We start from the raw sequence: 20,661 nt of genomic DNA, 5'->3' as shown, positions 1-20,661 counted from the left end.
GTCACCACCTCGCCGTGTTCGGCTCGAACCCGGGCACGTACTTGCGCATGTAGGTCACGTCGTCCCGCTTGGTCAGTCCACATCGGACGTAGTTCTCGTGCAGCCGGGCCAGCGCGTCCTCGTCCAGCTTGACGCCCAGACCCGGAGTCGACGGCACCGCGACGGCACCCTCCCGGAACTCCAGCACGCCCGGCTCGATGACGTCCTCGACCTTCCACGGCCAGTGCGTGTCGCAGGCGTAGGTGAGGTGCGGGGTCGCCGCGGCGACCTGGACCATCGCGGCCAGGCTGATCCCGAGGTGGCTGTTGGAGTGCATCGACAGGCCGACGCCGAAGCTCTCGCACGTCGTCGACAGCGACTGCGTCGCCCGCAGGCCGCCCCAGAAGTGGTGGTCCGAGAGCAGCACACCGATCGCGCGCGCCCGGAAGCCCGGCTCGATGTCGCCGAAGTTCACCACGCACATGTTGGTGGCCAGGGGCATCGACGCCGCTTCGGCCACCTGGGCCATGCCGTCGATGCCCGGCGTCGGGTCTTCGAGGTACTCCAGGACACCGTCCAGTTCGGACGCGACCCGGATGCCGGTCTCGACCGTCCACGCGCCGTTCGGGTCGATCCGCAGCGGGTGCCCGGGGAACGCCTCGGCCAGCGCGCGGATCCCGTCGACCTCCTGCTCGGGCTCGAAGACGCCGCCCTTGAGCTTGATCGAGCGGAAGCCGTACTCGTCGATCATCCGCTTCGCGGAGCCGACCAGGGTCTCGGGCGTGGTGATCTCGCCCCAGGAGTCCTCGCGGCCGTCGACGTGCTCGCCGTACTTGTAGAACAGGTAGGCGGAGAACTCGACGGCGTCGCGGGCCTTCCCGCCGAGCAGGTCGGTGATCGGGCGGCCGAGGTACTGCCCCTGCGCGTCCAGGCAGGCGACCTCGAACAGCGAATAGACGCTCGCGACGGTCTTGCGGATCGAGAACCCGCCGATCAGCCCGTGGGCGTCGGTCAGGACCGTGCCCGACAGCGCCCGCGCGACCAGCCGCTGCAGGCCGGGCAGGTCGAAGACGTCGTGGCCGCGCAGCTGCGGCAGCACCTTGCGCACCTCGCCGAGGAACGCGTTGTCGCCGTAGGACTCGCCGAGCCCGACGATGCCGTCTTCGCACTTGACCTGCACGACGCTGCGCAGCGCGAACGGCTCGTGCACGCCCATGACGTTGAGCAGCGGCGGGTCGGCGAACGCGACCGGCGTCAGCACCACATCGAGGATCTTCATCAGTTCAGCGCCTTCAACGTGCCGAAGCCGTCCTCCACGATCTTCTCGAGCCGGTGGATCTGCTCCGGCGTCGGTTCGACCAGCGGCGGCCGGACCGGGCCGACCTTGTCGCCGCGCAACCGGGCGGCGGCCTTGACCAGGGACACGGCGAAGCCGGGCGTCTCGTCCCGCAACGCCACCAGCGGCAGGTAGAAACCGGTCAGCAGCGCGTCCATCACGCGGGTGTCGCCCTCGCCGAGCGCGCGGTGGAAGCGGTGCGCGATCTCGGGCGCGAAGCAGTGCACGGCCGAGGAGTAGCGGGCGACGCCGATCGAGGCGTACGCCTTGGCCGAGACCTCCGCGGTCGGCAAGCCGTTGAAGAACAGGAAGTTCCGCGCCCGGTCGGTGTCCAGCGACCGGATCGTGGTGACGATCCGGGTCATCACCTCGACGTCGCCGTAGCCGTCCTTGAGGCCCACGATCGAGGGAATCTCGAGCAGCGAAGCCGCGGCCGGCGCGCCGAACACGCCGGTGCCGCGGTGGTAGACGATGACCGGCACGGACGAGTCGCCGACGGCGTACCGGACGAAGTCGACCAGCCCGGTCTGCGGCCCGGAGACCAGGTACGGCGGCAGCAGCAGGACGCCGTCCGCACCCCCGGCCTGGGCCGCCGCGATGCCGGCCCGCGCCGCCGCCGCGCCGCCCCCGGCGCCCACCCAGACCGGGACGCGGCCGGCGGCCACCTCACGCGACCGGGTGAGCACCGAGGCGTGCTCGGCGGGCGAGAGCGAGCTGAACTCGCCGGTGCCGCACGCGACGAACAGCGCACCGGCGCCCGCCGCGATGTGGCTCTCCACGTTCTCCGCGAGCGCGTCGAGGTTGACCTCGAGGTCCTCGGTGAACGGGGTGAGGGGGAACGCCAGCAGGCCGTCCAGCTCGATCTCGTTCTGTGCCATCAGTTTCTGCTCTCTCGTCCTTTATTCGGGTTCGGCCGGGTAAGGCCAACGTCAGGCGGGCACGGTCGTGCCTTCCTTCGTGCGGTCGACGTCGTCGTCGGTGTTCACGGTGTCGACGATCTCATCGGCGACCGCGCTGCGCTCGGGCGCGATCAGGCCGAGGCCGGCGAACAGGGCGAGCGAGACCAGGATCGGCGTCGCGACGAGCACCGTCTGGTTCGCGGTGAAGACGTAGTAGCAGAGACCGTAGGCGATCAGGCCGCCCGCCCAGGAGACCAGCGCCGCGCGAGGGCCGCACTTGCGGAACCACGGCAGCATGCCCAGCAGCAGCGGGATGGAGATCGGGCCCATCAGCGCGGCGACCCAGTTGACGACGATCTGCAGCACGCCGCCGAGGTTCTGCGCCTGCGTGGCCACGAGCATGGTCAGCGCGACGAACACGACCGTGGTGATCCGCGCGGCCTTGAGGCCCTGCCTGTCGGTCCACTGCCGGGTGCGGCGGACCATCGCCGGGATCATGTCGCGGGTGATCACCGCGGAGATCGCGTTGGCGTCGGAGGAGACCATCGCCATGGTGTGCGAGAAGATCCCGGCCAGCACCAGGCCGACCAGGCCCGGCGGGAGGAACGTCGTGGTCATGATCGCGTAGGACTGCGTCGGGTCCTTGATGCCGGGGATGAGCAGCGGCGCCGCGAACATCGGGAACATCAGCACCAGGGGCCACAAGAGGTACAGCGCGGACGAAAGCCGCGCGCCGCGCCGGGCCTCGTGGGTGTTCGGCGCCGCCATGTAGCGCTGCGCCAGGTTCCACATGCCTCCGTTGTACTCCAGCGTCTTCACGAGCACGTAAACGAGCAAGAAGATGGTGGTGTACTTGGACGTCACCGGATCGACGTGGTTCTCGGGCAGCTTGTCCCACATCGTCCAGAGCGCGGAGACCCCGCCGAGCTTGCCGAGCACGACGACGATCATCACGATCGCGGCGATGCCCTGGATGACGAACTGGCCGAAGTCGGTGAGCGCGTCGGCCCACAGCCCGCCGATGGTGCAGTAGACGAGGGTGACGGCGCCGGTGATGAGGATGCCGAGGTTGTAGTCCAGGCCGGCGAAGACGTGCAGCAGCGTCGCGACGGCGAACCACTTGGCCGCGATGTCGAAGATCTTCAGCAGGCTGCCGCTCCACGCGAGCGCCTGCTGCGTCGGCACGTTGTACCGCTTGGCCAGGTACTCCAGCGGCGAGGCGACGCCGAGCTTCGAGCGCAACCGGTTCCAGCGGGCGGCGAACAGCCAGCTGCCGATCCCGACGCCGATGCCGATGCTGGCGAAGCCCCAGAAGTACACGGTGACGCCGCTGGTGTACGCGACGCCCGCGTACGCGACGAAGAGCACAGCGCTGTAGCCGGACATGTGGTGCGAGATGCCGGCCAGCCACCACGGCATCTTGCCGCCGGCCGTGAAGAAGTCCTTCACGTCGCTGACCCGTTTGTGCGACCACCAGCCGATGACGATCATCAGCGCGAAATACGCGCAGACCATCGCCCAGTCGAGTGCGTGCACCGCAGGCTCCTTTCCGCGTCCACGTCGATGCGGTCTCGAAGGAGATGTTCACATCCATGAACGGAGTCTGTTATAGTGATTATGTTCATCCATAAGAACGTTGTTCGGGACGCTAATATGGCCGGAGTCACAAGTCAACGGCCGGACGGAGGAGCACAAATGCCGCAGAAGGTGGACAACCCGGTAGCGGCCGACGGTGCCCCCGCGGAGTCGTCGGGAGTGAAGTCCGCGCGCCGGGCCGTCGACCTCATCGAGACCTTCGCGGCGAACGACGTCTGGCTGTCCCTTTCGGACCTGCACGCGCGCACGGGCTTCCCGCGCTCGTCACTGCACGGCCTGCTGCGGACGCTGCTGGAAGCCGGCTGGCTGGAGGCGGACGCCAACACCGCCCGCTACCGCCTCGGCGTCCGCGCGCTGATCTGCGGCACGGCGTACCTGGACCGCGACGCCGTCGTCCCGTTCGCCACCGAAGCCCTGGAGCGCATCCGGGAGAAGACCGGTTTCACCGCGCACTTCGCGCGGCGCAACGGCACCGAGGTCGTCTACCTGGAGACGCGCGAGTCGCAACGCTCCACGCACCTCGTCTCCCGCGTCGGGCGCACGCTGCCCACGCACGCGACCGCGCTGGGCAAAGCGCTGCTGGCCGAGCTGACGCACGACGAGATCGAGGCGCTGATGCCGGCGACGCTGACCGCGCTGACGCCGAACACCATCACCACCCTCGACGGCCTGCACGCCGAGTGCGCCGCGACGCGCGAGCGCGGGTACGCCGCCGAGATCGAAGAGGGAACGCTGGGCGTCCGGTGCGTCGCCGCGGTAATCCCGTACCGGATCCCGGGCACGGACGCGATCAGCTGCTCGATGCCGATCTCCCAGGTGACCGACGCCGACGCGCAGCGCGTCGGCGAACTGCTCGCCGAAATCACCGCCGAGCTCGGGCAGCAGCTGCGCCGCGCCGGTATTCGCTGACCGCCGCCCTTACTGAGAGGAACCCCATGACGGACCAGCGTGTGCTCATCACCGGGTCGGCGGGTGTCGTCGGCACCCTGATGCGCCCCCGCCTCAAGCGCGACGGCCGCGTGCTGCGCCTGCTCGACCTGGCCCCGCAGACGGCGTCGGACGCCTCCGAAGAGATCGTGACGGCGTCGGTCACCGACCCGGCGGCGATGGCGGCGGCGTGCGAAGGCGTCGACGCGCTGATCCACCTCGGCGGGCACAGCCGCGAGAACACGTGGGAAGCGACCCTCGACGTCAACATCAACGGGACGCAGACGGTCCTGGAGGCGGCGCGGACGGCGGGGATTTCGCGGGTGATCCTGGCTTCCAGCAACCACGCGGTCGGCTTCCGCCGCAACGACTCCGACCTCCCGGCGGACTCTTCGCCGCGCCCGGACACGTACTACGGCGTCAGCAAGGCCGCGATCGAGGCACTGGGGAGCCTGTACCACTCGCGGTTCGGCATGGACGTCATCGTGATCCGCATCGGCTCGTGCTTCGAGACGCCGTTGCCGCTGGGCCCGCGCGGCCTGACGACGTGGCTCTCCCCCGACGACGGCGCCCGGCTGTTCGAAGCCTGCCTGTCGGCGCCGTCGCCGGGCTACCGGCTGATCTGGGGCGTCTCGGACAACACGCGCCGGATCTACTCCCTGGAAGAGGCGGAGGCGCTCGGCTACAAGTCCCTGGACGACGCCGAGGTGTACGCGGAGCAGCTGGCGTCGAAGCCGGCCCCGACCGGAGCTGCGGCGGAGTACGTCGGCGGCCCGTTCTGCACCGCTCCCCTGGGCGTCTTCAACCCGCTCTGACCCCCCTGAAGGACGCTTTCGGTGACGAGAGCGTCCTTCAGTGCGTCAGGGCAGCGAGAGCCGCGGGCGCGACGACCGTCCGGCCGGTCGTGTGCTCGTAGCGGCGGACGATGTCCCGGCACCGCACGCGATACCCCAGCCGGCGTTCGGCGCGCAGCAGCCGGTTGCGCCGAGGCGGCGGGAAGGCTCCGGCGAGGCCGGCGAGCAGCGCGGCAGGGTCGCCACCGGCCGCGCGCAACACCCAGTCGACCCCGGGATCGAGTGCGACGAGCGTCAGCGCGAGGTGCTCGTCGCGGTGACGGCGTTCTCGCCGGGCGAGCGCGAGCCGCAGCGAAGCACCGTAGGCGGCTTGGACGTCGAGGCCGATCGGTGGCTTCGCCCGCGCGCAGTGCCGCCGTGCCCGCGCGGCACCGAACGGCAGCAAGGGTTCCGTGGCCGGCGGACGATCCGCCAGGGCACCGGGCAGCGGTCCGAGATCGATGCCGAGGACGGCGAACGCCGCACGGTCGGCGGCCGCGCCCGCGCCGTCCGGGGCCGCCAGGCGGACGGCCCGCTCGATGCCGGCCAGCCCGGACAGCGGTCCTTCGGTGAGCGCGAGCAGCAGGTGCTCGCTGCCGACCCGGGGATGCCCGAGTTCGCGGGCCAGCGCGCCCGCGCGGCCGAACGTCCGGTCCAGCGCCGGATCGTCTCCCTGGAACATCAGCCCTCCCGGCCGCGGTACTTGCGGTGCACGGTCTGCTTGGTGACGCCGAGCCGCTCGGCGATGTCCTGCCACGACCAGCCGGCCCGCCGCGCGAGGGCGACCTGGTCGGCCTCGAGCCCTTCGGCCAGCCGCCGCAAGCGGGCGACCGCCCGGAGCGCGACGTCCGGGTCGGCACTGCGCACGGCCCGGTCGAGATCGATCATCGAGGTCACGTCGTCAGCATATGCTGACACCGGCCTTGGTACTAGTACCTTCGCGGCTTCCTCGTCTCTTCGGGTGAAGCCAGGGTGGCGCCATGATCTTGAAATCCCGCCGCGCGCGGAAGTGGACCATCGTCGTGGCGAGTGTCCTGGTCGTCGTCCTCGCCGCCGCGTTCACGCTGTTCCAGGTGTCGAAGTCGCCGACCTTCCAGTTCTTCGGCACGCTCGTGAACCGCGTCGACACCACCGAGAAGGTCGTCGCCCTCACCTTCGACGACGGACCCGATCCCGCGGGGACCCACACGATCCTGGACACCTTGAAGAGCCGTCAGGTGCCCGCGACCTTCTTCCTCATCGGCAGCGACATCGCCGCGCACCCGGACCTGGCCCGCGACCTCGTCGCGGCGGGCCACGAAATCGGCAACCACAGCTTCTCGCACGACCACATGATCGGCGTGACGCCGGCCTGGGTCGCGGACGAGGTCGAGGCCACCGACGCGCTCATCCGCACCGCCGGCTACACCGGCGACATCCTGTTCCGCCCGCCCTACGGCAAGAAGCTCTTCGCCCTGCCCCATTATCTGGCCGAGCACAACCGCACGACGATCACCTGGGACGTCGAGCCGGACTCCGACGGCATCCCGGACACCGCCACCGTCGAGCGCACCACGCTGGACCAAGTCCGGCCCGGCTCGATCGTGGTGCTGCACGGCATGTACGCCTCGCGCGAGCAGACCCGGCAGGCGATCGGGCCGATCATCGATGGGCTCAAGCAGCGCGGCTACCGGTTCGTGACCGTGTCGCAGCTGCTGGCAGCCCGACACTGACGACCCACTCGCCGTCCCGCGGCCCGTGCGTCAGCACTCCCCCGGCCGCCGCGGCCTGCTCCGCGAGTCCCGCCAGGCCGTAGCCCCCGCCCGTGCGCGGAATGCCCTTGAGCGGGTTGCGCGCGGTGATCGTCACCCGGTCGCCGGTTTCGACGTCGAACCGGAGGCGGGCACCGGGACCGTTGTGCCGCAACGCGTTCACGGCCGTCTCCGCGACGAACCGTTCGGCCAGCTCCCGCATCGGCCGCGGCAAGGCGGGCAGCACCGGGTCGCGGTCGAGGACGAGCCCCGCGGTGCGCAGCCGGGCCAGCACCTCGGCGAGGTCGGGGGCCCGGTCCTCGTCCTCCCGGAGGTCGTCGAGCGTGCGCCGGACGAGCGTGAGCGCGCCACGCCCGGCGGCCTGGTGGGTGCGGTGGGTTGCGGGGTCGGGGCCGTTCTGGTCGCCGACCGCGCGCAGGGTCTCGGCCTGCACGAGCATCACGGCCGTGGTCTGGGCGAGCGTGTCGTGCAGCCGCCGGGCCGCGCGCTCGGCCCGGTCGGCGAGCGCGCGCCGGCGTTCGGCGCCGAGCAGCCAGGCGACCGCGCAGATCGTGATGGCCAGGAGCATGCCGTCGAACGGGCCCTTCGCCGGGAACACGGCGGCGCCGACCACGAGCGCCGCCGCGGCCGCGAGCCCTCGCTGCGGCGTGCTGTAGAGCGCGAGCAGCACCGGCACGTACATCGTGTTGCGCGGCTGGTCGAGCAGCAGGTGCCCGGCCGTCGCGAGGGTGACGACCACCAGCACGAGGGCGGGCGCGCGGCGCGACCAGAGCAGCGGGACCAGCTGGACGGCGCTGAGCAGCGCGGCGAGCCAGCCCTGGTGCGGGGTCCAGGCGCCGCTGGCGAAGAACACCGCCGCGGCCGCGGCCGTCGTGACGAGAGACTGGCGCATACGACCGACAGTAGAGTGCCCGGCATGATCCGGGTTCAGGTCGTCGACGACCACGCGCTGGTGCGCGAGGGCATCGCCCTGATCCTGGGGGCGCAGCCGGACCTCGACGTCGTCGCGCAGTACGCGAGCGGGCCGGAGCTGCTCGGCTCCGCCGTCGAGGCCGACGTCGTCCTGCTCGACCTCTACCTGCCCGGCATGGACGGCCTCGAAGTCCTGCGCCGGCTGCGGACCCCGGCGCCACGCGTGCTGATGCTGACCACGGTCGGCCGACCTCGCGAGATCCGCGAAGCACTCAGCGCGGGCGCAGCCGGGTTCGTGCTGAAGGACTCGTCCGGCGACGAGCTCGCGGCCGCCGTCCGGGCCGCGCACCAGGGCGTGACCGCGCTGAGCCCGGCGGTGGCTTCCGCGCTGAGCGGCGGCGGTGTGCTGACCCCGCGTGAGCGGGACGTGCTGGAGCTGCTCGGCGAAGGACTGTCCAATCGGGACATCGCGGCGCGGCTGCGGCTGGCCGAGCGGACGGTCAAGGTGCACGTCGGGAACGTGCTGGCCAAGCTGGGCGTCACGAGCCGCACCCAGGCGGCGCTCGTGGCGCGCGACCGGTGACCTGGCTTTCGCCCTGGTGCGCCGAGCACCTGGGAAGCACCCCGGTCGAGGTGCTCTTCGAACGGCAGTCCCTCTCCTCGGTGTGCGGCCTGCGGCTGGCCGACGGACGCGAAGTCGTGGTGAAGGCGCGGGAGGACGACGGCCGGGCGTCCTCGTGCGTCGCCGCGCAGGATCGCTTGGCGGAGCGCGGGTTTCCGTGTCCCCGGCCGATCACCGGAGTGTCCGTCACCGGCGGGCTGGCCGTGCACGCCGAGGAGTACCGGCCCGGCGGTGCGGTGCTGCGCGGCGACACTCCGGACGTCGCCGTGCGGTACGCGACGGTGTTCGCGTGGCTGATGGCCGAGCTGGCCGACGTGGTCGTCACACCGCCGCTGCCGAACCCGCGCTGGGCACGCTGGGACCACCGGGATCCCGGGCTGTGGCCCGCGATCGGCTTCCTCGACGAGCGGGACCAGAGTGTCGTGCCGGAGTACGTCGCCGAGGCTGCTTTCCGGGCCCGCAAGCGGTTGCTGGCCACCGATCTGCCGTGCGTGCTGGGCCACGCGGACTTCGAAGCCCAGAACCTCCGCTGGCACGAGGACATCCGGTCGGTGCACGACTGGGACAGCCTGGCTTGGCAGCCGGAAGCGGCTTTGGCGGGTGCGGCAAGCGGTGCGTTCACCAGTGATTCGCCACCGACGCTGGCCCCGATCGAGAGCTCCGAGGTCTTCCTGACGACCTACCAGGACCTCCGGGGCCGCCGGTTCACCGCGGAGGAACGGGAGATCGCCTGGGCAGCCGGCCTGTGGGCGGCCGCGCACAACGCACGCTGCGAAGCGCTGCACGGCGATCCCCCGGTGTCCGGTGACGCCGTCCGCGCGCAGACGGCCGAACGCCTTCGCCGCGCGAACGCCTGACCGGACTTGTACGGCCCGTGTACAGGCCCGGCCTACCGTCGCCCGCCATGTCGAAGAAACTGCTCTCGCTGGGCGTGTTCGCCGCCCTCGCGGCCGGCACCCTCACCGCCACCGACGCCGCCGCGGCCACGAAGACCTACTACGTCGACCAGACGCTCGGCAGCGACAGCGCGGCCGGGACGTCGCAGACCGCGCCGTGGAAGTCCCTCGCCAAGATCGCCGCGACGACGCTGAACCCCGGCGACACCGTGCTGCTGCGCCGCGGCCGGACCTGGAGCGGCGGGCTGGCCGTGCGCGGCTCCGGCAGCGCGTCGGCCCCGGTGACGATCGGCGCGTACGGCGACGGCGCGCGTCCGATCGTGCAAGGCAACGAAGAAGCGTGCGTGAACCTGCCGGGGAACTACCTCTGGGTGCAGGACCTGCAGGTGGGTGTCGCGGCCGACGCGGGACGCTGCTCCTGGGCCGGCGTCGAAGTCGGCGGCGATCACGACAAGGTGCTGTCGAACTACATCACCGGCGCCGGCGCGGGCGTCTACATCGCGCCGTCCGCCGACGGCACCGAGGTCACGCAGAACGACCTCGTCGACAACAACCACATGACCGTCGTGACGCCGGGTGGCAACGACGACTCCGGCGCGTTCGCGATCCTCGTGCAGGGCAACGGGTCCGACATCGGCTGGAACCGGATCAGCGGCTCGATCGCGGTGAGCGACGACTTCGGCGGCCTCGACGGGGCCGCCGTGGAGATCTTCTACGGCTCGGGCAACGTCATCCACCACAACATTTCCGAGGACAACGAGTCCTTCACCGAGCTCGGCACCGACGCCGACGACCCGGACGGCGTGTCCCGCGACAACGTCTACGAGTACAACGCGGTCTTCGGCGCGAAGACCCGCGGCGGCATCGTGACGCGCGGTGCCGAGGACGGCAACGGCCCGGTGACCGGCACGGTCTTCCGCAACAACTCCGTCCGGCTGAGCAACGCCGAATCCGAGGGCTTCGTCTGCTACGGCGGCTGCACGAACCAGACGCTGAAGCTGACGCAGAACGTCATCCAGTCCGCCATGAAGATCGGGTACGCCGACGACGGCTGGACCGCCACCGACCACAACGTCTTCTTCGGCGGCCAGCGGCAGTTCACGCCGGGCGCCACGGACAAGGTCGCCGACCCGAAGTTCACCTCGGCCACGAACCTCGTCCTCACCGCCGGGAGCCCGGCCATCGGCCTCGGCACGACGAAGTACGCGGACGTCGACGTCGACGGGAACGCCGTCGGCAGCCGGGTCGACGCCGGTGCCTACCAGTTCACCCCCTGACGTAGCGCGTCAGCATCGCGACCATCTCGTCCTCCAGCCGGTCGACGTCCACCGGCTCGTGGTCGGCCACGAGCTGGTGGACGACCAGCTCGACCGTCGTGACGATCAGCCGGGCCGCTGTCTCGGTATCGGTGATCCGGACCTCGGGGTGGTCGTCCAGGAGCTCCCGCAGGTAGCCGACCAGCGACTGCTTGAGCCGTTCCACCTTCTCCAGCAGGTGCCGTGACCGCGGCGCCTGCTCGAGCAGCACGCGCAGCAGCTGTGGCTCGTCGAGGTGGGTGTCGATCGCACCCCGGACGAAGACGCGGAAGACCTCGTCGATCGGGCCGGGCAGCTGCCCGGCCTGGATCTTCGCGGTGGCGGCCGCGCCGTCGTCGAGGTGGCGCAGCAGCAGCTCGGCGAGGATCGCGTCCTTGTTCGGGAAGTACTGGTACAGCGAGCCGATGGAGATCCCGGCCTGCTCGGCGATGCGGTTCGTGGTGCCGGCGGCGTAGCCGTGTTCGCCGAAAACGTGAGCAGCCGCCGTCAGGATCCGCTGCCGGGTCAGCTCGGCGCGGACCTGCCGGGGCTGTTTACGTGGCTGGATGCGGCGCTGGTCCGACGACACGGCGCTCCCTTCCGCGCGCCTCGAAAAGCGAGTAGCGCAAGACCTGAGTATTTGCTCATAATTATGCCATGACCAGCACAAATACGCTGAGTACCCGGTACCGGCGGGTGTCCATGGCCGAAGTGCGGAGCCGGCTGGGCGCCCCCGAGGAGATGATCGAGGGCAAGAAGCTCGACCACGTCGACAAGCACGCCCGCCGGTTCATCGCGCACGCGCCGTTCCTCGCGCTGGCCACCTCCGACGCCGCGGGCCGCGCGGACTGCTCGCCCCGCGGCGACTACCCCGGCTTCGTGAAGGTCCTCGACGAGCACACGGTCGCGCTGCCCGACCGGCCCGGCAACAAGATCGCCGACTCGTTCCGCAACATCGCCGAGAACGACGGCGTCGGCCTGCTGTTCCTCATCCCCGGCATGCGGGAAGTCCTGCGTGTCAACGGAAGCGCGTACGTCACCGACGACCCGGACGTGCTCGCCCGGATGCGCACCGAGGCCAAGGCGCCGATCTTCGCCATCATCGTCGAGGTCGCCGAGACGTACTTCCACTGCGGCCGCGCGCTGCTGCGGTCGCGGCTGTGGGATCCGGCGAGCCAGGCGCTCGCGGAGAACATGCCGTCGGCCGGCGAGATCGTCACCGACCAGCTGGGCGTGGCCGTCGACCCGGCGGTGTTCGAGCAGCTCCTCGAAGACAGCTACCGGAAGTTGTACTGACCATGCAGAAAACGATCTTGGAGCGGGTCGAGCGCGTCGCCGACGACGTCGTCTCGCTGGTGCTTCGCGGTGACGAAGGGCCCTTGGAAGCGTGGGAGCCGGGCGCGCACATCGACCTGGCGCTGCCGAACTGGCTGACGCGGCAGTACTCGCTGTGCGGTGACCCCGGCGACCTCTCGGCGTACCGGATCGCGGTCCGGCTCGACCCGCTGAGCCGGGGTGGGTCGGAGTACATCCACTGGTACCTCGGCCCGGGACGGACGCTGGAAGTTTCCTCGCCGCGCAACCACTTCCCGCTCGTTCCCGCGCCGGACTACCTGTTCCTGGCGGGCGGGATCGGGATCACGCCGATCGTGCCGATGCTGCGGGCGGCCGTCGCCGCCGGGGCTGCCGCTTCGCTCGTCTACGTGGGACGGTCGGCGTCGACCATGCCGTTCGCGGCGGAACTCGGTGCCACGTATGGCGAACGCGTCTCCCTGTTCTCCCAGGGCCGGCCGGATCTCGCTTCTTTCGCGGATTTCACGGGTGAGGTCTACTGCTGCGGACCCGCGTCGATGCTCGCGGCGGCCGAAGCGGTGTTCCCGCGCGTGCACGCCGAACGGTTCCAGCCGACCGCGCGGGTCTTCGGGCCCGACACCGCGTTCGAGGTGGTCTGCGCGCGGTCCGGGGCGACGATCCAGGTCCCGGCCGACGAATCCCTGCTCGACGCGCTGAACCACGCCGGGCGGCCGGTGCCGTCGGGGTGCCGCGAAGGCGTCTGCGGGAGCTGCGAGCTGTCAGTGCTCGACGGCGAACCCGAGCACCGCGACGACATCGGCGCGCCCACGGGGCGGATGTACGCGTGCGTGTCGCGGGCGTTGTCGCCGCGGCTCGTGCTGGACGTCTGATGATCCCGAAGGTGCGCCGCCCCGCGTCCCGGCGGATGATCACGCTCGAAGTCCTGGCGAACACCGCGCCCAGTCCGGCGTTCCGGACGGTCACGCTCGGCGGCCCGTCGGTGGCGGACCTCGAGGTGGCGGGCGACGACCAGGCCGTGCGGCTGTTCTTCCCGCGGGTGGGCCAGGACGGGCTGCGGATGCCGACCCTGGACAACGAGGGCTGGATGGCCGAGGTGCTGCTGCTGCCGAAATCGCGCCGGCCCTGGGTCCGCAACTACACGATCCGGCGAGCGCGTCCCGGTGAGATCGACATCGAGTTCGCGCTGCACGACGGCGACGCCCCGGCGGCCGAGTGGGCCCGGCGGGCGCGTCCCGGCGATCCGGCGGGCATCTTCGACCTGGGCGTGAGCTACCTGCCGCCGGCCGGGGTGGCGTGGCAGCTGCTGGCCGGGGACGAGAGCGCGGTGCCGGCGATCCTGGCGATCCTCGAGAGCGCCGCGGACGACCTGGTGGCCGAGGTGTTCCTGGAGGTGCCGTCGGCCGCGGACGTCCGGGACGTGCCGGCGCCGCCGGGGGTGCGGGTGCACTGGCTGCCGCGGCTCCGGCCGGATCGCCCGGGGGTCCTGGCGCTGGAGACGGTCCGCGCGGCCGACTTGCCTGGTGAGCGGGCTTACGCGTGGGTGGCCGGTGAGTCCGCGCTGGCGACCGGGGTCCGCCGTCACCTGGTGCGGGACCGAGGCTGGGCGAAGTCCGACATCGCGTTCCTCGGCTACTGGCGCCACGGCCGAGCAGCCCCAGGCTGACTACCCGAAGAGTCGGCTCACGTACCTGAACAGTCGGCCCGCGTACCTGGAGGGTCGGCTCGTGAGCCGACTGTCTGGGTACGCGAGCCGACCCTCTGGGTACGTGAGATGGCTGTCCAGGCGAGTACGTAGGCCGTCGCTGCCAGGGCGAACCCGCGGACCGCGCCGAGCAGGAGGCACCGGACCCAGTCGTAGCCGCTCACCCGGCTCACCGGGTCGGTCAGGCCGAGCAGCGCGCCGGCCACCAGGCCCACGCCGAGCCCGGCGAACACCACCGTCCGGGCGGCTCGCGACAGCACCGGCCAGGCGCGGTCCGCCCGCGGCGTCCGGCGGTACCAGCGCGCCGCCACCACACCCAGCACGACGAGGCCCAGCACCGACGAGACGTAGCCGACGACGTTGTACAGCCGGTGCGGCCCGGTCACCGGCACCCGCAGCAGCGGCCAGTGCCGGACCATGAAGCCGGCCGTGTGCGTGAAGGCGTCCCAGAGCAGGTGGGTGGCCGCTCCCACCACGATCGCCACCACCGCTCCGGGCCACCGCACGCGCACGGCCGGCCGTGGCACCCGGTCCCGCAGGCCCGCCGGGCCGAGCGCCAGGACGGGGCCGAGCACGGCGTAGCCGGCCGCGACCAGCACGAGCCCCAGCAGCACGTCCAGCGTCACGAGCCCGAGCGGCTCGTGGGTGAGCTCGCCGCCCGGCAGCGGCACGTAGTAGGCGACGTCGGGCGCCAGCGAGCCCGCGACGAGACCCGGCAGCCACAGCCGGCGGGCCAGCGGCAGCACGGCGGCCGGGTGGGCGAAGGTGAACGGCAACGGACTCCCTAAGGCTCAAGCGGAACTCCAGTGAAGACGTCCGGCCCCGGGCGAGGTTCGCGTACCATCGCGAGCAGCCTCGACGTCGAGGAGGCAGGCGTGGGCGAACTCGGGCTGACCGACACCAACGGCATCCTCGCGCTGCCCTGGGTCCGGCCCGAACGCACCAGCGCCGGGCTCGGCTGGGACCGGGTCTACGTCTCCCGGCAGCGGGAACGTCCCTACCGCGCCGAGTTCGCGCCCGCGCGCAGCCACCAGCTGATCCTGCACCTCGACGGGCCGGTGACCGTCCGGCGCGGCGTCGGGACCCCGGGCGAACGCAGCCGGCGGATGCCCGCCGGCGGGTTGTTCCTGCAGCCTTCGCACGCCGATCTGTCCGTCGAGCTCGGCGGGGAGCTCGAGACCGTGCACGTCTACGTCGCCGACGACGCCGTGCAGGAGGCCGCCGGCGACCACGCGCCCGTGCGGCTCGCCGAGGAGCTCGGCAGCTCCGACCCCCTGCTCGAACAGCTGGTGCTCAGCCTCGACGGCGTCGTCCGCGACTGGGAGCCGAGCGCGCGCACGTACGCCGACCAGCTGGGCGCGCTCGTCGCGGCGCAGCTGGTCCGCCGTCACCACGCCGGCCCCGCCCGCGAGCCCACGCTGGCGCGAGGCCTGTCCGACCGGCAGTTCACGCGGGTCCGCGACGTGATGGCCGAACGCCTCGCCGAGCCGGTGCCCCTGGCGGAGCTGGCCACGCTCGCCGGGCTGAGCGTGAGCCAGTTTTCGCGGCAGTTCAAGGCCCGCACCGGCCTGCCCCCGCACCGGTTCCTGCTGCGGCTGCGCGTGGAGCAGGCGGGGCTGCTGCTGCGCACGGGCGACGACCCGATCGCCGAGATCGCGGCCCGCTGCGGCTTCTCCCACCAGGAGCACCTGACGCGAGTGCTGCGCGCCCAGCTCGGCACCACGCCGGCGGCGCTGCGCCGGGCGGGCTGAACCCGTAACTCGCGTGATCGGAGCCGTAACCGGCGTGATTGAACCCGTAACTCGCGAGTTCCGGCCTCAATCACGCGAGTTCCGGCCTGGATCACGCGAGTTCCGGCTCCGATCACGGACCGGTCCCGCGCCGGAGCGACGCGCGTTTCGTGCCGTCCCGCAGCACGAACGTGCAGGACCGCACGCCGCACCATCCGGATACTCCCTCGCATGACCTCGTTCACCTACGCCGCGAACCCCGTCCGGGTGGTCTTCGGCCGCGGCACGCTCGGCACTCTCGGGGACGAGGCCCGCCGCCTCGGGCTGAGCCGCGTCCTGCTCGTCGGCAGCCCGCGTTACGCCGACACCGCCGCCGACGTGCTCGGACCGCTGGTGGCCGCGCGCTTCGAAGACGCCGCCATGCACACCCCCGTCGACGTCACCGAACGCGCGCTCAAGGTCGTCGCCGAACACGACGTCGACGGTGTCGTCGCCATCGGCGGCGGCTCGGCCACCGGGCTGGCCAAGGCGATCGCCCTGCACACCGACCTGCCGCAGCTGATCGTCCCGACGACGTATGCCGGTTCCGAACTCACCGAGGTCCTCGGGCAGACCGCCGACGGCCGCAAGACCACCCAGAAGACCCCGAAGGTCCGGCCCGAAACCGTCATCTACGACGTCGACCTCACGCTCGGCCTGCCCGTGCCCTTCTCCGCCGCCAGCGGCCTCAACGCGCTCGCCCACGCCGTCGAAGCCCGCTACGCCCCCGATGCCAACCCGATGACCGACCTGCTCGCCGCGGAAGCGACGAAACTCCTCACGAGCGCGCTGTCGCGCATCGCGCGGGATCCGTCCGATGTGGACGCCCGCACCGACGCCCTGCGCGGCGCCTGGCTGGCCGGCACGTGCCTCGACGCCGTTTCGATGGGCCTGCACCACAAGCTCTGCCACCTCCTCGGCGGCAAGTTCGGCCTGCCACACGCGGAAACGCACGCCGTCCTCCTCCCGTACGTCATGGCCCACCAGGGTCTCGACGACGCCGGCGAGATCTTCGACCTCGCCGCGAGCCTCCCGATCCCGCACTCGCTGGCCGAACTCGGCCTCACCGAAGCGGACATCGCGGACGAGCCGGAGGCAGCGCTGCTCCGTCAGGCGATCGACGGCACCCGGCCGGCCACTCCGCCCAGCCTCAAGGCGCTCACGAAACAGGTCGTCGACAGCTTCGCCGCCGCGCCGGACCGCATCCGCGAACTCCTCTCCGATCTCGTCGAGACGCTGCACGGGTACGCCATCCGCACCGACCTCACCCAGGACGAGTGGGAGTACGCGATCGGCTTCCTGACCCGGGCCGGGCACATCACCACCGACACCCGGCAGGAGTTCATCCTGCTGTCGGACACCCTCGGCGTGTCGAGCGTCGTCGACGTCCTGACGAACTCGCGGACGCCGGACACGACGCCGTCGGCCGTGCTCGGCCCGTTCTACGTCGAAGGACCACCCGAGACCCCGCAGGGTGCCGACATCGCGGCGGGACTCCCAGGCACTCCACTGTGGACCGACGTCCGCGTCACCGACACCGAGGACCAGCCGGTGCCGGAAGCGATCGTGGACGTCTGGCAGTCCAATGAGGACGGCTTCTACGACGTCCAGCTGCCCGATGTGGACGGACCGGTGCTGCGGGCCCGGTTCCGCACCGACCCCGAGGGCAGGCTGCGCTTCCGGACCATCGTGCCGAGCGCGTACCCGATCCCCGCCGACGGCCCGGTCGGCCAGCTGCTCGACGCCGTCGGACGGCACCCGTACCGCGCGCCGCACGTGCACTTCATGATCGCCAAGCCCGGCTACCGGACGCTGATCACGCAGCTGTTCGTCGCCGGCGGCGAATACCTCGACTCCGACACCGTGTTCGGCGTCAAGGACGGCCTGATCGTCGACTTCACCGGGCGGCCCGGCGGCGGGCGGGCGCTCGACTTCACGTTCCGCATCTCAGGGAGCAGCGCATGAGCTACGACACCGACGTCATCGTGGTCGGCAGCGGCCCGGCCGGGGGCTCGGCAGCACTGCTGCTCGCCACCTACGGCGTGCCGACTGTGCTGGCCACCAAGTACGGCTGGACGGCCAACACGCCCCGCGCGCACATCACCAACCAGCGCACCATGGAGGTGCTGCGCGACCTCGGCGTCGAGGACAAGGCACTGGCCGTCGGCACGCCACCGGAGCTGATGGGCGACACCGTGCTCTGCACGTCCCTGACCGGCCCGGAGATCGGCCGGATCGCCAGCTGGGGCACCGGCGACCGGTCGGCGTCGGAGTACACCGCGGCGAGCCCGTGTCACATGATCGACCTGCCGCAGACCTACCTCGAACCGATCCTGGTCAGCGAGGCCGCCGCCCGCGGCGCGAAACTGCGCCTGGACACCGAATTCCTCGACTTCACGCAGGACGAGGACGGCGTCACCGCGCGGTTCCGCGACCGCGTGCGCGGCGACGAGTTCACCCTGCGCGCCAAGTACCTGATCGGCGCGGACGGCGCGCGCAGCCGTGTCGCCGAGCAGGCCGGCCTGCCGATCGCCGGGCAGACCGGCAAGGCGGGCAGCATGAACATCACGTTCACCGCCGACCTCGCGCCGTACGTGGCGCACCGCCCGAGCGTCCTGTACTGGGTGATGCGGCCCGGCGCGCACCTCGGCGGGATCGGGATGGGCCTGGTCCGGATGGTGCGGCCGTGGAACGAGTGGCTGCTGACCTGGGGTTACGACATCGAGCAGGCCCCGCCGGAGGTCGACGTCGAAGAGGCGACGCGGCTGGTGCGCGACCTGGTCGGCGACTCGGAGCTGGCCGTCGAGATCACTTCGACGTCGCTGTGGACGGTCAACCACAACTACGCGACGGAGTACCGCGCCGGCCGGGTGTTCTGCGCCGGGGACGCCGTGCACCGGCACCCGCCGTCCAACGGGCTCGGCTCGAACACCTCGATCCAGGACTCCTACAACCTCGCGTGGAAGCTCGCGATGGTGCTTCGCGGCGAAGCGGGCGAAGGGCTGCTGGACAGCTACAGCGCCGAGCGGGCGCCGGTCGGCAAGCAGATCGTCGACCGGGCGAACCTGAGCCGCGACCAGTTCGGGCCGATCTTCGCGGCGCTGGGGATCGCCGGCGACACCGACGCCGACGGCATCACGGCCGGGCTCGAGACCTGCCTCGCGCCCACGGCCGAGGGCGCGTCGAAACGGCGTGAGCTGGAGAAGGCGATCGAGCTGAAGCACTACGAATTCAATGCTCATGGCGTCGAGATGGATCAGCGGTACGTGTCGGACGCGGTGCTGCCGGACGGTGTCGTGGCTCTTTCGGAGCGCGATCCCGAGCTGTTCCACCGGCCGAGCACCGAGCCGGGGGCGAAGCTGCCGCACGCGTGGCTGGTCGGCCCGCACGGCCGCCGGGTGTCCACTTTGGACCTCGTGGGCGGCGGCCGCTGGACGGTGCTGACCGGGCTGACCGGCACGGCGTGGCGCGACGCGGCGGCCAAGGTGGGCGCCGAGCTGGGCCTCGACGTGCGCACGGTGCGCGTCGGCGACCCGGAAGGCCGAGACGCGTACGGCGACTGGTCCCGGCTGAGCGGCATCGACGAGGACGGCTGCCTCCTGATCCGCCCGGACGGCTACGTCGCCTGGCGCCACCACACGGCAGCGCCCGAGGCGGCGAAGTCCCTCCTGACGGCGTTGCGCAGCCTCCTCGACCGGCCCTGATCAGGGCGTGGTGACCTGGGTGAAGGTGACCGGGATCTTCGGGGGGCCGCTGCCGTCGCCGATGCCGGGGCGGGACGGGTCGATGCCGCCGCGGGCGACCTTGTCGAGGACCGCGAGGCCCGCGTCGTCGATGCTGCCGAAGACCGTGTAATCCGGCGAGATCTCGACGTCGCCGAAGACGAGGAAGAACTGGGAGCCGCCCGAGTCGGGCTGGGCGGTCTTCGCCATGGCGAGGATGCCGCGGCCGTAGGTCAGCTCGGGGAACAGTTCGTCGCGGATCGAGTAGCCGGGGCCGCCGGTGCCGTCGCCGACCGGGTCGCCGCACTGGAGCATCTGCAGCCCGGACGTCACGGACAGCCGGTGGCACGACGTGCCGTCGTAGAACCGCTGCTTCACCAGGCTCACGAAGTTGACCACGGTGCAGGGGGCGAGCGCGCGGTCGAGCGTGAGGCCGATGTCGCCGGCGCTGGTGGCCAGCCGCACGGGAACGGTGCCGGACGACGACGCGGGGCCATCGGCAGGCGGCGCGACCTTCTTTGGCGCCGGTGACGTCGGGTCCGGGGTGAAGGCGCAGGTCACCGGGTCGGCCAGCGGCTTCGACCGCTTCGGCATCCGGGCCGGGCCGGCGTTGGGCAGCGTGTACGCGGCGCTCGGGGCGCCGGACGTCGTCGGCGGCGAGGTGAACGTCGGCGACGACGCGGGCCCGGTGCCGATCGCGCTCTTGGCGTCCGGCTCCCGCAGGAAACCGGGATAGCCCCAGGCCAGGAAGGCGAGCGCCATCACGATGACGACGACGACCGACCCGGTGATCAGCACAACGGCGGCGGGCGAAGTCTTCTTCGGCGGCACCGGCGGCTGCCACTGCGGGTATTGGGAGAACTGCTGGTAGGGCGGTTGGGGCCCGCCCGCGGGATACCCCGGGCCGGGCGGCCACGGCGGTGCCCCGTTCGGACTGTGCCCGTCCGGTCGCTCCCCTGGTGGCCCCGGCTCGCTCATCCCCGCTCCCCTCGTCAGCCGCCCATTGTGCCGCGAAGGCCCCGGCGCCGGGCGAGAATCGGAGAAGGAGGCGCGAATCACGGCGAGTGACGAGGGTTTCGGGCGAGCGATCGAGCTGGGGCGGTGGACG

General features: G+C 71.6%; 21 protein-coding genes. 12 read left to right on the top strand and 9 right to left on the bottom strand.

Annotated features, from left to right (window positions below; all coding sequences use genetic code 11):
- Position 1: 1 nt before the first annotated feature.
- Genes QQ657_RS13950 through QQ657_RS13940 form a run of 3 tightly spaced genes read right to left on the bottom strand, consistent with a single transcriptional unit; the run spans position 2 to position 3,750 of the window.
- The gene (locus QQ657_RS13950; protein ID WP_284742531.1) at positions 2-1,258 is read right to left on the bottom strand and encodes a glucarate dehydratase family protein; all 1,257 of its coding nucleotides are present in this window, start codon (positions 1,256-1,258) and stop codon (positions 2-4) included.
- Positions 1,258-2,193, bottom strand: coding sequence for a 5-dehydro-4-deoxyglucarate dehydratase (locus QQ657_RS13945; protein WP_284742530.1), 936 nt, complete (start codon positions 2,191-2,193; stop codon positions 1,258-1,260). The genes QQ657_RS13950 and QQ657_RS13945 overlap by 1 nt, the downstream gene beginning before the upstream one ends.
- A gap of 51 nt (positions 2,194-2,244) precedes the next feature.
- Positions 2,245-3,750: a sodium:solute symporter family protein gene (locus QQ657_RS13940; protein ID WP_284742529.1), complete on the bottom strand. Its 1,506-nt coding sequence runs from the start codon at positions 3,748-3,750 to the stop codon at positions 2,245-2,247.
- Between the two features lie 159 nt (positions 3,751-3,909).
- Between QQ657_RS13940 and QQ657_RS13935 the strand changes: the two genes are divergently transcribed.
- Both QQ657_RS13935 and QQ657_RS13930 read left to right on the top strand, forming a co-directional pair.
- Complete coding sequence (locus QQ657_RS13935) at positions 3,910-4,719, top strand: IclR family transcriptional regulator (protein ID WP_284742528.1); 810 nt, start codon at positions 3,910-3,912, stop codon at positions 4,717-4,719.
- 26 nt (positions 4,720-4,745) lie between these two features.
- On the top strand, positions 4,746-5,552 hold the full coding sequence (locus QQ657_RS13930; protein ID WP_284742527.1) for an NAD-dependent epimerase/dehydratase family protein: 807 nt from the start codon (positions 4,746-4,748) through the stop codon (positions 5,550-5,552).
- Between the two features lie 37 nt (positions 5,553-5,589).
- On the opposite strand, the gene QQ657_RS13925 is transcribed toward QQ657_RS13930, so the two are convergent.
- Positions 5,590-6,252, bottom strand: coding sequence for a Clp protease N-terminal domain-containing protein (locus QQ657_RS13925; RefSeq protein WP_284742526.1), 663 nt, complete (start codon positions 6,250-6,252; stop codon positions 5,590-5,592).
- Entirely contained in the window at positions 6,252-6,458 is a 207-nt protein-coding gene (locus tag QQ657_RS13920) for a helix-turn-helix domain-containing protein (RefSeq protein ID WP_284742754.1), read from the bottom strand. The genes QQ657_RS13925 and QQ657_RS13920 overlap by 1 nt, the downstream gene beginning before the upstream one ends.
- Before the next feature lie 92 nt (positions 6,459-6,550).
- Between QQ657_RS13920 and QQ657_RS13915 the strand changes: the two genes are divergently transcribed.
- On the top strand, positions 6,551-7,282 hold the full coding sequence (locus QQ657_RS13915; RefSeq protein ID WP_284742525.1) for a polysaccharide deacetylase family protein: 732 nt from the start codon (positions 6,551-6,553) through the stop codon (positions 7,280-7,282).
- On the opposite strand, the gene QQ657_RS13910 is transcribed toward QQ657_RS13915, so the two are convergent.
- On the bottom strand, positions 7,224-8,213 hold the full coding sequence (locus tag QQ657_RS13910; RefSeq protein WP_284742524.1) for a histidine kinase: 990 nt from the start codon (positions 8,211-8,213) through the stop codon (positions 7,224-7,226). The two genes, QQ657_RS13915 and QQ657_RS13910, sit on opposite strands and share 59 nt — an antisense overlap.
- Positions 8,214-8,237: 24 nt before the next feature.
- Between QQ657_RS13910 and QQ657_RS13905 the strand changes: the two genes are divergently transcribed.
- From QQ657_RS13905 to QQ657_RS13895, 3 genes are read left to right on the top strand one after another with little or no spacing between them, the layout of a single operon-like run.
- The gene (locus tag QQ657_RS13905; RefSeq protein ID WP_284742523.1) at positions 8,238-8,816 is read left to right on the top strand and encodes a LuxR C-terminal-related transcriptional regulator; all 579 of its coding nucleotides are present in this window, start codon (positions 8,238-8,240) and stop codon (positions 8,814-8,816) included.
- Positions 8,813-9,712 carry a phosphotransferase gene (locus tag QQ657_RS13900; protein WP_284742522.1) on the top strand — a complete coding sequence of 300 codons (900 nt, stop codon included), beginning with the start codon at positions 8,813-8,815 and terminating at the stop codon, positions 9,710-9,712. Before QQ657_RS13905 ends, QQ657_RS13900 begins: the two co-directional genes overlap by 4 nt.
- 47 nt (positions 9,713-9,759) lie before the next feature.
- Entirely contained in the window at positions 9,760-11,028 is a 1,269-nt protein-coding gene (locus QQ657_RS13895; RefSeq protein WP_284742521.1) for a right-handed parallel beta-helix repeat-containing protein, read from the top strand.
- On the opposite strand, the gene QQ657_RS13890 is transcribed toward QQ657_RS13895, so the two are convergent.
- The gene (locus QQ657_RS13890; protein ID WP_284742520.1) at positions 11,018-11,635 is read right to left on the bottom strand and encodes a TetR/AcrR family transcriptional regulator; all 618 of its coding nucleotides are present in this window, start codon (positions 11,633-11,635) and stop codon (positions 11,018-11,020) included. The two genes, QQ657_RS13895 and QQ657_RS13890, sit on opposite strands and share 11 nt — an antisense overlap.
- 68 nt (positions 11,636-11,703) lie before the next feature.
- Here QQ657_RS13890 and QQ657_RS13885 point away from each other — a divergent pair, with 68 nt between their 5' ends.
- From QQ657_RS13885 to QQ657_RS13875, 3 genes are read left to right on the top strand one after another with little or no spacing between them, the layout of a single operon-like run.
- Complete coding sequence (locus QQ657_RS13885) at positions 11,704-12,342, top strand: MSMEG_1061 family FMN-dependent PPOX-type flavoprotein (RefSeq protein ID WP_284742519.1); 639 nt, start codon at positions 11,704-11,706, stop codon at positions 12,340-12,342.
- Between the two features lie 2 nt (positions 12,343-12,344).
- Positions 12,345-13,229, top strand: a complete 885-nt coding sequence (locus tag QQ657_RS13880) for a PDR/VanB family oxidoreductase (RefSeq protein WP_284742518.1) — start codon at positions 12,345-12,347, stop codon at positions 13,227-13,229.
- Entirely contained in the window at positions 13,229-14,023 is a 795-nt protein-coding gene (locus QQ657_RS13875; protein ID WP_284742517.1) for a siderophore-interacting protein, read from the top strand. The genes QQ657_RS13880 and QQ657_RS13875 overlap by 1 nt, the downstream gene beginning before the upstream one ends.
- A gap of 17 nt (positions 14,024-14,040) precedes the next feature.
- Here QQ657_RS13875 and QQ657_RS13870 read toward each other — a convergent pair whose 3' ends face one another.
- On the bottom strand, positions 14,041-14,838 hold the full coding sequence (locus tag QQ657_RS13870; protein ID WP_284742516.1) for a DUF4184 family protein: 798 nt from the start codon (positions 14,836-14,838) through the stop codon (positions 14,041-14,043).
- A 99-nt stretch (positions 14,839-14,937) separates the two neighbouring features.
- On the opposite strand from QQ657_RS13870, the gene QQ657_RS13865 reads away from it, so the two are divergent.
- The 3 genes from QQ657_RS13865 (at position 14,938) to QQ657_RS13855 (ending at position 19,535) form a co-directional block, all read left to right on the top strand.
- Entirely contained in the window at positions 14,938-15,813 is an 876-nt protein-coding gene (locus tag QQ657_RS13865) for a helix-turn-helix domain-containing protein (protein WP_284742515.1), read from the top strand.
- Positions 15,814-16,023: 210 nt separating this feature from the next.
- A complete protein-coding gene (locus tag QQ657_RS13860) occupies positions 16,024-17,796 on the top strand; it encodes a maleylacetate reductase and hydroxyquinol 1,2-dioxygenase domain-containing protein (protein ID WP_284742514.1) in 1,773 nt (590 codons plus the stop codon).
- The gene (locus QQ657_RS13855) at positions 17,793-19,535 is read left to right on the top strand and encodes an FAD-dependent monooxygenase (protein WP_284742513.1); all 1,743 of its coding nucleotides are present in this window, start codon (positions 17,793-17,795) and stop codon (positions 19,533-19,535) included. Before QQ657_RS13860 ends, QQ657_RS13855 begins: the two co-directional genes overlap by 4 nt.
- Here the strand turns inward: QQ657_RS13855 and QQ657_RS13850 are convergent, their stop codons facing one another.
- Positions 19,536-20,531, bottom strand: coding sequence for a peptidylprolyl isomerase (locus QQ657_RS13850; protein WP_284742512.1), 996 nt, complete (start codon positions 20,529-20,531; stop codon positions 19,536-19,538).
- Positions 20,532-20,661: the final 130 nt, after the last annotated feature.

This window comes from Amycolatopsis ponsaeliensis, assembly GCF_030182635.1.
In the GTDB taxonomy this organism is placed as follows: domain Bacteria; phylum Actinomycetota; class Actinomycetes; order Mycobacteriales; family Pseudonocardiaceae; genus Amycolatopsis; species Amycolatopsis ponsaeliensis.
The sequence above is the reverse complement of the archived record's forward strand: the minus strand, read 5'-3'. Positions and strand labels throughout refer to the sequence as shown.